Annotated in this window: 13 protein-coding genes; 6 read left to right on the top strand and 7 right to left on the bottom strand. The window is 41.4% G+C overall.

Annotated elements, in window-relative coordinates:
• Window positions 1-4: 4 nt before the first annotated feature.
• From ICW03_RS01790 to ICW03_RS01760, 7 genes are all read right to left on the bottom strand, one after another.
• Window positions 5-622, bottom strand: coding sequence for a YdcF family protein (locus tag ICW03_RS01790; protein ID WP_215348429.1), 618 nt, complete (start codon window positions 620-622; stop codon window positions 5-7).
• A gap of 187 nt (window positions 623-809) precedes the next feature.
• Window positions 810-2,060: a DegT/DnrJ/EryC1/StrS aminotransferase family protein gene (locus ICW03_RS01785; RefSeq protein WP_215348428.1), complete on the bottom strand. Its 1,251-nt coding sequence runs from the start codon at window positions 2,058-2,060 to the stop codon at window positions 810-812.
• 22 nt (window positions 2,061-2,082) lie between these two features.
• Window positions 2,083-2,706 carry an acetyltransferase gene (locus ICW03_RS01780; protein ID WP_215348427.1) on the bottom strand — a complete coding sequence of 208 codons (624 nt, stop codon included), beginning with the start codon at window positions 2,704-2,706 and terminating at the stop codon, window positions 2,083-2,085.
• A gap of 4 nt (window positions 2,707-2,710) precedes the next feature.
• Window positions 2,711-3,355 carry a sugar transferase gene (locus tag ICW03_RS01775; protein WP_215348426.1) on the bottom strand — a complete coding sequence of 215 codons (645 nt, stop codon included), beginning with the start codon at window positions 3,353-3,355 and terminating at the stop codon, window positions 2,711-2,713.
• Entirely contained in the window at window positions 3,352-4,515 is a 1,164-nt protein-coding gene (locus ICW03_RS01770; protein ID WP_215348425.1) for a glycosyltransferase family 4 protein, read from the bottom strand. The genes ICW03_RS01775 and ICW03_RS01770 overlap by 4 nt, the downstream gene beginning before the upstream one ends.
• Window positions 4,516-4,538: 23 nt before the next feature.
• On the bottom strand, window positions 4,539-6,218 hold the full coding sequence (locus tag ICW03_RS01765; RefSeq protein ID WP_215348424.1) for a hypothetical protein: 1,680 nt from the start codon (window positions 6,216-6,218) through the stop codon (window positions 4,539-4,541).
• A 21-nt stretch (window positions 6,219-6,239) separates the two neighbouring features.
• Complete coding sequence (locus ICW03_RS01760) at window positions 6,240-6,995, bottom strand: polyprenol monophosphomannose synthase (protein WP_215348423.1); 756 nt, start codon at window positions 6,993-6,995, stop codon at window positions 6,240-6,242.
• 169 nt (window positions 6,996-7,164) lie between these two features.
• Here ICW03_RS01760 and ICW03_RS01755 point away from each other — a divergent pair, with 169 nt between their 5' ends.
• The 6 genes from ICW03_RS01755 to ICW03_RS01730 all read left to right on the top strand — a co-directional run bounded on the left by ICW03_RS01755 (window position 7,165) and on the right by ICW03_RS01730 (window position 13,546).
• On the top strand, window positions 7,165-8,385 hold the full coding sequence (locus tag ICW03_RS01755; protein ID WP_215348422.1) for a glycosyltransferase family 4 protein: 1,221 nt from the start codon (window positions 7,165-7,167) through the stop codon (window positions 8,383-8,385).
• A gap of 7 nt (window positions 8,386-8,392) precedes the next feature.
• The gene (locus ICW03_RS01750; protein WP_215348421.1) at window positions 8,393-10,171 is read left to right on the top strand and encodes an LIC12162 family protein; all 1,779 of its coding nucleotides are present in this window, start codon (window positions 8,393-8,395) and stop codon (window positions 10,169-10,171) included.
• Between the two features lie 138 nt (window positions 10,172-10,309).
• Window positions 10,310-11,422 carry a CDP-glucose 4,6-dehydratase gene (gene rfbG / locus ICW03_RS01745; protein ID WP_215348420.1) on the top strand — a complete coding sequence of 371 codons (1,113 nt, stop codon included), beginning with the start codon at window positions 10,310-10,312 and terminating at the stop codon, window positions 11,420-11,422.
• Window positions 11,410-11,835 carry a dTDP-4-dehydrorhamnose 3,5-epimerase gene (locus tag ICW03_RS01740; RefSeq protein WP_215348419.1) on the top strand — a complete coding sequence of 142 codons (426 nt, stop codon included), beginning with the start codon at window positions 11,410-11,412 and terminating at the stop codon, window positions 11,833-11,835. Before rfbG ends, ICW03_RS01740 begins: the two co-directional genes overlap by 13 nt.
• A 3-nt stretch (window positions 11,836-11,838) precedes the next feature.
• Window positions 11,839-12,600 (top strand): glucose-1-phosphate cytidylyltransferase, encoded by a 762-nt coding sequence (gene rfbF / locus ICW03_RS01735; RefSeq protein WP_215348418.1) that lies wholly within the window; start codon window positions 11,839-11,841, stop codon window positions 12,598-12,600.
• A 7-nt stretch (window positions 12,601-12,607) separates the two neighbouring features.
• Window positions 12,608-13,546, top strand: coding sequence for an SDR family oxidoreductase (locus ICW03_RS01730; protein ID WP_215348417.1), 939 nt, complete (start codon window positions 12,608-12,610; stop codon window positions 13,544-13,546).
• Window positions 13,547-13,553: the final 7 nt, after the last annotated feature.

The following is a 13,553-nucleotide window of genomic DNA, read 5'->3' as shown; positions in this document are numbered from 1 at the left end:
CCTACTATCTAAGAACGTAAGCACGGAGCCTATAGTAAATACGACCAATTAACTCACGCATTACCATTTCATTTTGAGCTAAAGCATTTGCGCTGGGCAAAAAATCCATTGGGGTTATCTGATGATCTCTTGATCTCTGAAAATCTACTGGGTATGGAATTACATTTAAGCCGGTCAACTCAAAAAGCTGCCTCGATCTTTCCATGTGGTACGAGGAAGTCACCAATAAAATTCTGACCGGCTTCCCATTGCTCTCCTTATTCAAAAGCTCAGCAACTGCCATAGCCTCCTCAGCAGTATTGAGAACTGGCTTGGTGATCAAAATAGATTCCCTGGGTATGCCCAATTGCATGGCAAATTCAGCAGAGACCTCTCCTTCCGGTCTTGAGTTTGGCTCCCAAGGGGCCCAACCACCAGTAAAAACAAGTCTTGGTGCCTTTTTGGACTTAAAAAGTTCTACACCCCCAAAGAAGCGATTGGCATCACCCCACTCACTAATCTGCGCTTTACCTGGGGCAATCTTGCGCCCGGAACTCAACACCACAATAGCATCGGCATCAGGCACCATCTCAACTGCCACTCGCTCAGGATAGGCAGATTCAATTAACTCCACAGAAAACATGCTAACCACTGGAGAACTTGCAAGCAGTAAAGCAACTATCCCCGCCCAAATGAAAGACTTGCGTTTTAGACAAGCACCAGTAAACAAAAAAGTAAGAATAATCCCAAGCGGCAATATAAAAACAGGCAAAATTTTATGGAGATAAATCATAAATAGATTTAGTCGGTCTACAGATTCTCATAAACCATCAAAGCTTTTGAGCCAAGCGAAGTACATCCTTGACGACTGCCTGTGTTTTGGCGATTTCAGAATCGGTTAATGTTGGGTGTATTAACAGCATGATGCTCGTCTCGCCTAATTCTTTGGCAATTGGGAGGCGCTCTGCTGGCCGAAGAGCTGAACCATCAAAAGCTTTCTCCAAATAAACTTCGGAACAAGTACCCCCATAGCAAGGCACGCCTGCAAGATTAATAGCATCAATAATTTTTTCACGGTCCCAGCCAGAAGCTAGATTCTGGGGTTGCAAATAAAAATAAAACTTATACCTTGCGTGTGTGCAGGCATTTTTTATGGATCCATTACACCCATTACCCTCTTTGCAAGCTGAGTTATCGCAGCCTGCACAAAGATACTGAGGCAATCTAACGATGCCATCCTTACCAGTAAATTCAGATAGAGCTTCATTTAAGAGGCTGGCATTTGCTAAACGTTTTTCAGTCCAGCTCGACATTCGTCTTAACTGTATCCGACCAATCGCAGCCTGAACCTCCAGCATGCGCCAGTTTGTTCCAAAGCTATCATGCAGCCACCGATATCCTGGAGGATGCTGGCGCTCATAAACAGCTTCATAACTTTTACCATGGTCTTTATAGGCCCACATAGATCGCCATAGTGACTCATCATTGGTGGTAACCATGCCGCCCTCACCACCGGTGGTCATAATCTTGTCTTGACAAAATGACCATGCACCAACATGCCCGGTAGATCCAACGCTTCTACCTTTATAGCGAGCGCCATGTGCTTGAGCACAATCTTCAACCACCTTAAATCCATGCTGACTCGATAAAGCCATGATTGCGTCCATGTCACAAGGCCATCCCGCCAAGTGAACGCAAATGACTGCTTTTGTTTTGGGGGTAATCACAGCTGCAATTCCGGCAGGGCTAATATTCCCCGACTCCGGATCAACATCAGCAAAGATGGGCGTTGCTCCTGCGCTGATAACACAAGATATGCTTGCAATAAAAGTACGGGGAGTCACAATCACTTCATCACCGGGCCCAATTCCTAGACCCTGAAGTGCTAAATCTAATGCAACTGTGCCATTGGCAAGCGCTATTGCGTGCTTACTATCAGCCCAGACAGCAAATTCCTTTTCAAATTCTCGGCACTCATTCCCGGTCCAATAGTTCACTTTATTGGAAAGAATGACATTAGCTACAGCATCAGCCTCTTCCGTCGTAAAAGACGGCCATGGTGAAAAAGGAGTATTTAACATATTGCTTGAGTATAAATGCGCGCTAAGCCAAGTTTCTAGCAGGCGAACCCACCTGCACTTGATTATCAGAAATGTTCTTGGTAACTACAGCCCCTGCCCCTACTGTCACTCCATCGCCAATAGTGATACCCGGCAAAATAACTGCCCCCGCACCAATTAAGCAAGACTTGCCAATTCGAACCCCTCCACCCAGAGTGACGTTTGGGGCGCAGTGAGTAAAGGAGCCAATAACGCAGTCATGGTCGACTATAGCGCCGTGATTAATAATGCATGCATTACCTATAGTGGCAGACGGTCCAACTACTGCCGTAGCGGCAACCAAACATCCAGAACCCAAGCTAGCTGAAGGGTAAACAACTGCTGATGGATGAATGGCATTCTCGGGCACAAAACCTAGTGCAATCAATTGATTGAACTTCATTTCGCGGACCTGATTATTACCAATTGCAATATGGAAATGTTGGTCGAGATTGCTTTGAGAATCTGCTTTGGGCATTAAATCAGCCGGAGAGACAACAGGCAAATCACAAAATACCCCCGTTGCCTCATCATCAATAAATCCAGCAGGGGGAATCTTATTGGCTGCGAAGGTATATAAAACCACTTTGCCATGACCGCTAGCGCCATATATATAAATATTTTTCATAAACCTATCGATCGTGAGATTTGTTATCGCCAATAATTGATGATCTAGACGATTGGCCTTGAAAGGGGGTCATCGTTGCTGACCCCACTTCAGAGATGCCTTCTTTAATCAACACCTTCTTGACCGTAAGTAATAGGATCTTGATATCTAACAGCATATTTGCATTGTTAACATACCAAACGTCTAAAGAAAATTTCTCATCCCAAGATATAGCATTACGCCCATTCACCTGAGCCCATCCGGTAATCCCGGGCAATACATCATGTCGCTTAGATTGCTCTTCTGAGTACAGGGGCAGATACTCCATCAGAAGTGGTCTAGGGCCAACCAAACTCATTTCACCAATAAATACATTCCATAATTCAGGCAATTCATCAAGACTAGTAGATCTCAAAAATTTTCCGAATCGAGTTAATCGCTCAGCGTCCGAGAGAGGCGCTCCGTCATTCTGAGCTGCCTCAATCATGGTACGAAATTTCAACATGAAAAAAGGTTTGCCATGCAAGCCAGGACGCTTTTGCACAAAGAGTATCGGTGCACCTAAGTTGATGCGGACAAGAAGCATTATCACTAAAAAAACGGGGCTAAGGAAAAAGAGTCCGCACCCAGAAACAATCAGATCAAAAGTGCGTTTTATGTAGTGATTCATTTTTTTGACAATTCACTAATGCTTACTTGTAAAACATTCTTTTTAATGAAATCAGTATAGTGACGAGTAATCGCCTCCATAGAGAATTTGGAATGCGCCCGTTTTAATGCTGAATCGCCCATTTTAGTTCGCAAGTCAGGATTTATTACCAAGGCTTTCATATTGGCGTGGAGCCCATCTATATCGCGCGCACTACTCATTAGCCCCGTAACATTTTCCTCAACAGCATCAGTTAAACCGTAGATGCGTGATGCAATGGCGGGAAGACCACACGCAGCAGCCTCAATTACGGTACTTCCAAATCCCTCTCGATAACTTGGCAAAACCAAAATATCAGCGCAGGCAAGATAATCCTCTGGACTATTAGTAAAACTAACCTTTTGTACTTTAGTAATGACACCAGAACAGATCCCATCAATCACGCCGGATATATTGCCCTCATCAGGCCCGACAATCAATAAGGTGACATTACTGAATTCGTCAGCCAACCTTGAGAAGGCTGAAGCAAGATCAAGAATGCCTTTATCTCGATTTAAGCGTCCCAAAAAAACAAACACCAATTCATTGGCAGGAATGCTTAACTGGGAGCGAATTTGATCACGCACTATAGAATTTGGCTTAAACCTATTCAGGTCAACGCCGCAGATAGAGCCAATACCCAAAACAGTAGATTGCCCAGGGATAAGCACCTGCTCGGTCTCTAGAAATAGTTTCTGAGATGGACTGTCTACCAACAAATAAGTTGCGTTCATGGCAATCAAACGATCAGCAGCACGCAACAGAGATCTCATAACGCCCTGACGAGTAACCCAAACTTGACCCGTAAACCAGTGAATTCTTTGCTTGATATTCGCTATACGCCCAGCCATCATTGCTAGCAATCCAGCCTTAGGCGTAACGGATTGAATCACATCAAAACGCTCTTTCCTAAATAATTTATATAAGGCGATTAATGCTGAGAGATCAGCCCAGGGACTAATTTCACGTGGAATAGAAATAGCAATAGGATGCAATCCCAAAGTTAGCATCTCCGACTCCTCCTCAGGAGTGAAAGCTGCAATTGCATACACACGATGCTCTTTTGATAGCTCGAGCATGTGGTTTCTCATGAATGCCTTTAGGCTTATGGGAGCGGCGGCAATAAAGGCAATTTTCTTCATACCCCAATACTACAAAACTCTAGTTAGTTATGGAGCATTTGCTGAATTTTTTTGAATCCCTCGGTATCTCTATTAAATAGATAAATCGATACACGCTCACAGTCAACCCTATCGGAGACTTGCCCAAGAGCAGGCAAATCCTCTTCATATAGGTACCCAGGCCATTTTTGAGTTCCCTCAGGCTTATCAACGATAACGCCACTGACTTGAATCATTTTGTATGGGGCCTGATTATTCATCCAATAATAGGGCTTTAAACCTGGGCCTACCTGCAATACGCGAACAGGAGCGCTTGTATAGAGATCAATAGGGCGGGATGTCCAAAAGCTAGCAACAAGATTAATGGATCCCCCCCTAAAGCGCTCATTTACGCAAGCAATTGATTGGGGCAATGAAAAAGAGTGTGACTGGGTCCACCACAGAAATGAGCCAGAACCAGGGCTAACAGAATTAGCAATGAGGGCCAATGCTCCTGGCGCCCCCAGGAAAAAACATACGCATCCAACTAAAAAAGGTTTTGTGCCACGATCTAAAGAATTTACAGCTATACCAATTAAGTAAGCTGTAGCAAGAATCGGGAAAAAAGCCAGTGGCAAAAAATAGCGCATTAAATAATTGCCAGAGGCTAGAACACCGACAGCCGCAAAAAGAGGCGCGATCAAAGAAAAGCTTGCCAGCAAAAGTAGAGGCCTATTGAAAGTACAACTTTCAATAGATACGCCCTTGCGACGCATAAGAAAAGATCGCCAAGCGTGGGCCATGCTGAAACATGCAACACAAATTACCAAAACTATAAGCAAGTACTCGATTTTGCTAACAGGTGAAGACCAAATTAACTTGATATTCTCAGAAAAAAGTTTAGAAGATTGAAAAATTGCCTTGATATCAACATATCGGTCTACAGATCTGCCAATCGAATCACTGAAATACCAGCGCAGACACTGACCCAAAAAAAGACCCATCAACTGCAATCCGATCAACTCAACTAAAGTACGCTTAGAAATGCCTCTAAAGAAATAAATACCAAGCAAGCAAATGAGAAGAGGCAAAGAGCATTGCAACAAAAAAAGTGGGTTAGAGCCATACGTTAATGCGAGTATTAAAACGCCCGCACATGCAAGCAATAGCGAGGATAAGGATCGACCAGAGGAGTCAGAATCATCTTTTAAAAAGCATAGATTAATTGCAAGCACAAAATAGCTAGCAAGAATCACACCGAAGTAATAGGTATTAAAGAGTGATAACGAAACTAATGCAGTCTGATTCACTGCTGGCGTTGGCTCTAAAACAATATATATCGATATGAGAACCGCCCCACAAACAGTAAAGACGAGGCGCCCAATAAAATCCAAGCCAGATAAAGCGCCGATCCAAAGCAACAAGGTAAAAACTAGCAAGAAATTAATAAATGCATTCAGAATCAAGGCCCACTCGACTGTAGGTGTTAGCCCAGCACTCACGAAGTAGAGAAATGCTTCTGGAAAGAAAAATAATTGGGAAGAAAAGCGCCACTCGAATGTCTCGCCAGATAAAATTGACTTCAACAACAATGGCAAGGTGAGTGAATCAGAATTAAAAAAGAAGATATCTCGCCAACTAGTAAGCAAAAGATGGCCAACAACCAAAACAGCCAGTGAGAGCATACAAAAGCTCACCGCCCCAATCAAAGCAGCCTTAAAAAAATGTGAAGCAGATAGATTCAAGTTAAATGCAATCCAAAAAGATTAAAACTTAAACAAAGACTTAAGGCGGATCTTTGGAACTAATATAAAGTTTTTAATAATCGTATTTGCTGGCATTTTCGATTGGCCAAATTCTCGATCGGTAAAGTGAATAGGAATCTCAATTATTTTTTTTGCTAAACGCGCAGCCCGAAACTTCAGATCAATTAAAAAGCCATAGCCAAAGTAATCAATTGATTCAATATCCATTGCTCGAATGAGCTCAATAGAATACATATTGAAACCGCCCGTGTAGTCATGAATTCTGCGGCCCAATATAGAGCAGGCATAAAAATTACCTCCTCTTGAAAGCAATTTGCGATACCAGCTCCAGTCAGGGCTAGAACCCCCTGGAATGTAGCGGGAGCCCACCACAAAATCAACCCCTCGCCGTGCAGCAGCTAAAAATTCAGGGATATATTTTGGGCTGTGGGATAAATCAGCATCCATCTGCAAAATATAGTCCGGTGGGTTAGTTAGCCCCAACATTGACTTGAACCCATCAATGTAGGCTTTTCCTAAACCCTCTTTTTTCACCCGATTGATCACCGAGGTTGAAAAGTTTGGGCAGGCCAATTCTTCAGATAAGGCTTGTGCAACAGCTGCCGTACCATCAGGGGAGGAGTCGTCGATAACATAAACATTAAAATTTACTTGGCAATGCAACCCTGCAATGGTAGAAATTTCACGAAGTAATAACTGAACATTTTTAGCTTCGTTGAAGGTCGGAATAAGGATGGCTAAATTGATTAAATTCACGAAATATTTTTGCTCGAAAAAAAAATGGCTTTAAATGTATAAGGGTTATTATCTCTTATAGCATGAAAATCAGCATTTAAAAATGAAAGCTTTTATATTAATTCCACTCAAACTTAAGCAATTTAAAAGATTGGCAGAATTCACTCTTAAACGGCGAAATTAACTACTCATGCGCATTTGCTTTTTTACAGAAAATTTTAATAAAGGCGGGCTCGACACCTTCCTAATTAACTTAATCAACTTCTGGCCAATTCCCGAAGATGAATTAACTCTCTTATGCAATAAAAATCATCCTGGCATTGAAAGTATTCTTGAAAAAACCGGTGCCAATTTAATTTTAAAAAAATATAACCGCCTCTTTCTTAGCGATTTGTCGAGGGGGTATTGTTTTTTATGGAATGGTCAACTAAAGCCAGTCAAAAAAATATTTGGCGCCATGTATCGAGCGCTTGAATACCCAATCCTCTTTCCATGGTACGTACTCTCTCTAGCATTATTTTTTCGAAAATCTCAATTTGATCGACTGATGGTTGTAAACGGGGGGTATCCAGGAAGTCTCTTATGTAGGGCAGCCGCAATAAGTTGGAAACTTTCAGGTAAAAAGCATTTATGCCTCTTTAATATACATAGCTCTGCCTCTACCCCAAAGAAATTAGTTGCTCCGATAGAAAATTTGATTGATAACCTGCTTGTCAAATCAACAAAATTATTTATTTGCGTATCTAACAACTCTGTTGACTGCCTAAAAAGGCGCAATTCTTTCTCCGCTGTAAACAATATTTTGTATATTTATAATGGCATATCTGACCCAATTGCGAAAGATGCGGTAAGACTTCCAGCCAACAAAAAAACTCAACCCCCTTACATCTTAATGCTTGCAACGTTAGATAAATATAAGGGGCATAAATTCCTTCTAAAGTCTTTTCAAATACTGCTTAAATCAATTCCAAATACTGAATTAAAAATATTTGGACATGGGAGTGAGGAGCAAAAAAGAGAAATACAGAGGGAAATATCAAGCCTACAATTAACTAAAAATGTACTTTTGGGAGACTTTGTTGCCAATCCTAAATCACTCATTCTCAACGCCTCAGTAATGGTAGTTCCATCTCAAGAATATGAAGCTTTTGGATTAACGATCATTGAGGCAATGGCACTACGAACGCCAATCGTCGCCACTAATGTTGGTGGCATGCCCGAAGTTTTGGGGGGATCTGGAGCCGGCTTTATTTGCGATAAAAACGATGCTGAACAATTTGCCGAATACATCTCTCTGATATTGAAAGACCCCATATCAGCCAATAGACTCGGTGAGAATGGAAGAAAAACTTTTGAAGAAAGATTTAACGCTGCAATGATGGCAAATAAATACCATCTAGCAATTCAGTGAGATTCCGATGCCTCCAATAAATTATCACCTTGTTACTACAGCTGTAGAGGGCACTTGTAATACGGACGGGCCAAATTTATTTCTTGGGGAGTGGTGCCGACTATACGATAGAAGAATAATTTGGCAAAACTTAGATTCTCATCTTGCCACACCTTACGGAACTTCTAGGGCGGAAAAGGACTCTGATCAAATTGCTATAACAAAGATCAAAAGTAGTCTATTTCCAATAATTTGTAGCCTATTAAATAAATTGAATGATGCGCAATACACAGACCGGTTTTGGAAAATACTAATTGGCCACTGGTTTGATTACCACACTAAAGTAATCTTTAATCGATTTCGAACATTAGAAAAATGCCTCGCGGATTATTCAATTACCAGCATCACCTTTTTGGACTCAAAATACTCCGAAAGATGCGTGCCTGATACATTCGAAAGTGCTATCAGAAATTACAGCGATCAGAACTGGAACGAATCTATTTATCAATTAATTTTTCATGAACTATCTCGATCTAATACTAAGATTAACCATGTAATGCCCTCTATTGAGGTTCAGAACCATCCATCAATTCATTTCAAAGAAGCACTTTCTAAGAAGCTTTTTAAACTGCTATGGCGATGCCATAGAAAATTTAGAGGTTTTCTTCAGGATCAATCCTCGCCATTCATCATCGGTAGCTACCTTCCAAGATCTGAAGAAAAAAAACTGCTAAATCTTTTTAGATTACCTTCAATACCAGAAAGAAAATATGAATTCAAATCGCAATCGGATCCAGATTTTGAACTGAGAGATAAGCTTTCCCAATCTCTAATCGACCCCGCTCAAGATAAATACACCCAATTCATTGCAAAACTTCTATTTCAGCAAATACCAACCTGCTATCTTGAAGATTTTGATAACTTGATGATAGCCAGCGAGCACCTCCCTTGGCCAAATAGTCCTCAATTTATTTTTACTAGCAATCATTTTGCAACGGATGAGTTATTCAAAATATGGGTTGGTTGTAAAGCCGATAAAGGCGTTCCATATATTACTGGCCAACATGGAAATAATTACGGCACCCATAGATATATGAACCCATCAGTTGAAGAAGAAACAGCGGATCATTTCATAACTTGGGGTTGGAGTGAAAATACGAAAAAGGATATACCTGGATTCGTATTGAAGCTTGATGGAAGAAAGCTACAGAGCTATGATCCAAATGGAGGATTATTACTTCTAGAGCTACATTCAAGCCTGATGGTTTCAACATGGGACGAATGCGCAGAGTTTACAAAATACTATACAGAACAACAGCAATTTGTATTAAAACTTGATGCCTCAATCAAGGATCAATTAACTATTCGTCTACATAATGATTTTTCCAGACTATCCTGGTCGGAACAATCTCGTTGGCATGACTTTGACAATACCCTCAATATCGATACCGGCGTGATTCCACTATCAACAAAAATTGCCGCAACTAGATTAGTAATTTTTAGCTACGATTCCACGGGCATACTTGAAACACTATCGCAAAATATTCCAATGCTAGCTTTTTGGCAAAATGATTTAGACCACCTAAGAGAAAGCGCAATTCCTTACTATCAACTTCTTAAGGAGGCTAAGATCATTCACAATACCCCCGAGTCAGCAGCCTTATTTATTAATACTGTCTGGAATGATATTGAGGGCTGGTGGCAATCTGAGACCGTTCAAGGGGCGCGGATTGAGTTCTGCAAAAAATATGCGAATTTAAGCCACAATCCAGCGAAAGATCTTAAAACCATTCTTGATGGTTTTTAATGGCTATTTTAACTAATGAAGGCCACTCAAATGGGCCCGGATCCATACAGTGGGCAGCTAAAGTCGTTTAAAATAAAAGACTTATTCAACCTGAGTTTTCGTTAAATCTAAGCTAAAACCCCTTAAGAGTAATATTCAATGCCAATCAAAAATCAGGGTTTCTTAAATACATTTAAAAATACTAACGTTGTCATTACTGGGCATACTGGATTTAAAGGCTCATGGCTTGCATCCTGGTTAATCGAATTGGGTGCTAATGTCACCGGCATTGCTCTAGACCCCCCATCCAATCCGAGTCACTTTAATGAAGCTCATTTAGGTAGTTTGATTAAGGATATTCGAATCGATATACGCGATTCTGATGCACTTGAGCGCGCAATTCTGGACGCTCAACCTGACTACGTATTTCATCTAGCGGCACAATCCCTTGTTAGAAAATCTTACGATAACCCAATCGAAACATGGCAAACAAATGTCATGGGCACACTTCATGTTCTGGAAGCTCTTCGAAAATTAAAAAAACCTGTAAATGCCATTATCATAACTAGTGATAAATGCTACGATAATGTTGAATGGGTGTGGGGCTATAAAGAAACAGATAGGCTTGGCGGGGCAGATCCTTATAGCGCATCAAAAGGTGCTGCAGAACTAGCAATTCGCTCTCACATCAAATCCTATTTCTCAAACAACATTAGTAACATACGCATTGTGTCTGCTCGAGCCGGTAATGTAATAGGTGGTGGAGACTGGGCTGACGATCGTATCATCCCTGATTGCGTAAAAGCATGGTCTAAAAATAAGGTTGTTGAGCTACGTAACCCTAATTCAACAAGACCATGGCAACATGTCTTAGAACCGCTCAGTGGGTATCTGAATCTAGCCGTTTCACTCTCCAAAGACAACTCCCTGCATGGCGAAGCATTTAATTTCGGACCGCCAGCTCAGCAAAACCATAGCGTCAAAGAGCTTGTAGAAAAAATGTCAACTTATTGGGATCAAGTTCACTGGAAAGATATTTCACAAAGTGCTGATGGCCCTTACGAATCTACACTACTAAAACTAAACTGCGACAAAGCCCTTCACTATTTGAATTGGCATGCAGTAATGGGGTTTTCAGATACCGTTCGAATGACTGCAGAATGGTATCGTGATTACTATTTAAAATCGACCAACACAATCGACATTACTAGACTGCAAATCAAAGAATATTCAGAAATTGCCAAAGGCCAGGGGTTATTGTGGGCGCAGTAAATTTTGATCAAATTACTCTTACTCCATTAAAGCAAATTTCTACCCCAGGAGGGGATGTCCTTCACGCTTTAAAAAAAAATGATTGTGGCTTTAATGGGTTTGGTGAAGCTTATTTTTCATGGGTACTTCCTAACTCTATAAAGGCATGGAAAAAACATACTCAAATGACGATGAACTTAATGGTGCCTGTTGGTCTAGTAAAATTTGTTTTTTACAATGAAAATAAGCAGTTTCGCGAGGAATGCATAGGTGAGGATTCATATTCACGCTTGACAGTACCCCCTGGGTTTTGGTTTGGCTTTCAAGGAATTTCAAATAAACCAAGCCTAATCTTAAATGTTGCCAACATCCTGCACGACCCCAGTGAGGCGGACCGCCTTAATGCATCAGAAATTCACTACCCCTGGAACTAAGAAATGAAAGTTATATTACTTGCTGGCGGCTTTGGTACACGCTTATCCGAATACACAGATGTCATTCCTAAGCCAATGGTACCTATTGGTGGAAAACCAATTCTCTGGCATATCATGAGAACTTATGCTCATTTCGGCCATAAAGATTTTTTTGTAGCCCTTGGCTATAAATCCGAAGTAATAAAAGACTACTTTTTAAATTACAGATCCCTAAACTCCGATTTTACAGTGGACCTTGCTACTGGCTCTGTAACACCCCATCAAATTGATTCGGTCGATTGGAAAATTACACTTGTAGATACTGGCGATAAGTCTATGACTGGCGGTCGAGTTAAGCGCATGCAACCTTTTATTGGAAAGGAAACATGTATGCTTACTTATGGTGATGGTGTTGCAGATATTGATATCAATGCCCTACTTAGCTTTCATCGCAAACATGGGAAAATGATCACCGTGTCTGCAGTGCGCCCAAATGCACGATTCGGAGAGCTCAGCCTTGAAGGCAATCGAGTTTCAAGCTTTAAAGAAAAGCCTCAATTACATGAGGGCTGGATCAATGGCGGATACTTTGTGATCGAGCCCGAATTTTTTGACTATATCTCAGGGGATGAAACCCTCCTGGAAAGGGAGCCATTAGAACAGGCTGCTGCGGCCGGCGAGCTAATGGCTTATTCCCACGACGGCTTTTGGCATTGCATGGATACAAAAAGAGATCATGAGCTACTAGAATCTCTTTGGGCCGGGAGCGCCCCATGGCGCGTATAGACCACCTATGAGAATTCTGATTACCGGTGGATTTGGATTCATCGGCGGACGCGTTGCTCAGCACCTTGCAAATCTAGGTCATCAAATAACATTGGGCACTCGCAATAGTGAGCATTGTCCAACCTGGCTCAAGACAGCAAAAGTAGCAAAAACAGATTGGCAAAATTTCGATTCCCTAGCATCTCTTTGCAAAGGTATTGATATCATCATTCATGCAGCAGGAATCAATGCGCAAGATAGTGTATTAGACCCCCATTCTGCACATCAATTCAACGGCATTACAACGGGACACCTAGCCAATATCGCGGCCGAAGAAGGTGTTAAGCGCTTTATCTATCTTTCTACAGCACATGTTTACTCCAACCCTCTTCGTGGTGCGATTGATGAATCTACTCACCCTATAAATAAACACCCCTATGCATCATCACACCTGGAGGGTGAAGATGCAATTCGCAATGTCAGTCTTAGGCTCCCTATTGAAACCATTATTGCTAGACTTTCAAACATTTATGGCGCACCAGCCTCACCCAACCCCCAGTGCTGGTCCCTGCTAACAAATGACCTATGCAAGCAGGCGATTGAGAGGGGTGAGTTACATCTAAATACAAGCGGCAATCAAAAGCGGGATTTTCTTGACATGGGTACCGCAACTGAAATGCTTGCATTTTTATGCCAAATGTCAATGAGTCCGAAAAAATCACTTACTTTCAATATTGGCAAGGGAAATTCCAAATCCTTATTTGAGATGGCAACCACCATTCAAAATCGATGCCAAGTCAATTTTGGGTTTACACCTAAAATCTATATCAACGAGAAAAATATTAGTGAAGATAATTCTGATCTGATATTTAAAATTGACCGAATTCGTAATGCGGGATACTCACCTAAAAAAAATGAAGTTAGTGAGATAGATAATCTATTAAATTTCTGCAAAAAACATTTCTAATTACTAA

Source organism: Polynucleobacter sp. MWH-Aus1W21, assembly GCF_018687275.1.
Taxonomy (GTDB): Bacteria; Pseudomonadota; Gammaproteobacteria; order Burkholderiales; family Burkholderiaceae; genus Polynucleobacter.
This window is presented reverse-complemented; position numbering and strand designations above follow the sequence as displayed.

Bases quoted from the DNA above. Each gene is read 5' to 3' on its own strand.
- ICW03_RS01750 (WP_215348421.1), top strand. From the start codon at position 8,393: ATGCCTCCAATAAATTATCACCTTGTTACTACAGCTGTAGAGGGCACT.
- ICW03_RS01730 (WP_215348417.1), top strand. From the start codon at position 12,608: ATGAGAATTCTGATTACCGGTGGATTTGGATTCATCGGCGGACGCGTT.
- ICW03_RS01790 (WP_215348429.1), bottom strand. From the start codon at position 622: ATGTTTTCTGTGGAGTTAATTGAATCTGCCTATCCTGAGCGAGTGGCA.
- ICW03_RS01780 (WP_215348427.1), bottom strand. From the start codon at position 2,706: ATGAAAAATATTTATATATATGGCGCTAGCGGTCATGGCAAAGTGGTT.
- rfbG (WP_215348420.1), top strand. From the start codon at position 10,310: ATGCCAATCAAAAATCAGGGTTTCTTAAATACATTTAAAAATACTAAC.
- ICW03_RS01775 (WP_215348426.1), bottom strand. From the start codon at position 3,355: ATGAATCACTACATAAAACGCACTTTTGATCTGATTGTTTCTGGGTGC.
- ICW03_RS01755 (WP_215348422.1), top strand. From the start codon at position 7,165: ATGCGCATTTGCTTTTTTACAGAAAATTTTAATAAAGGCGGGCTCGAC.
- ICW03_RS01770 (WP_215348425.1), bottom strand. From the start codon at position 4,515: ATGAAGAAAATTGCCTTTATTGCCGCCGCTCCCATAAGCCTAAAGGCA.
- ICW03_RS01785 (WP_215348428.1), bottom strand. From the start codon at position 2,060: ATGTTAAATACTCCTTTTTCACCATGGCCGTCTTTTACGACGGAAGAG.
- rfbF (WP_215348418.1), top strand. From the start codon at position 11,839: ATGAAAGTTATATTACTTGCTGGCGGCTTTGGTACACGCTTATCCGAA.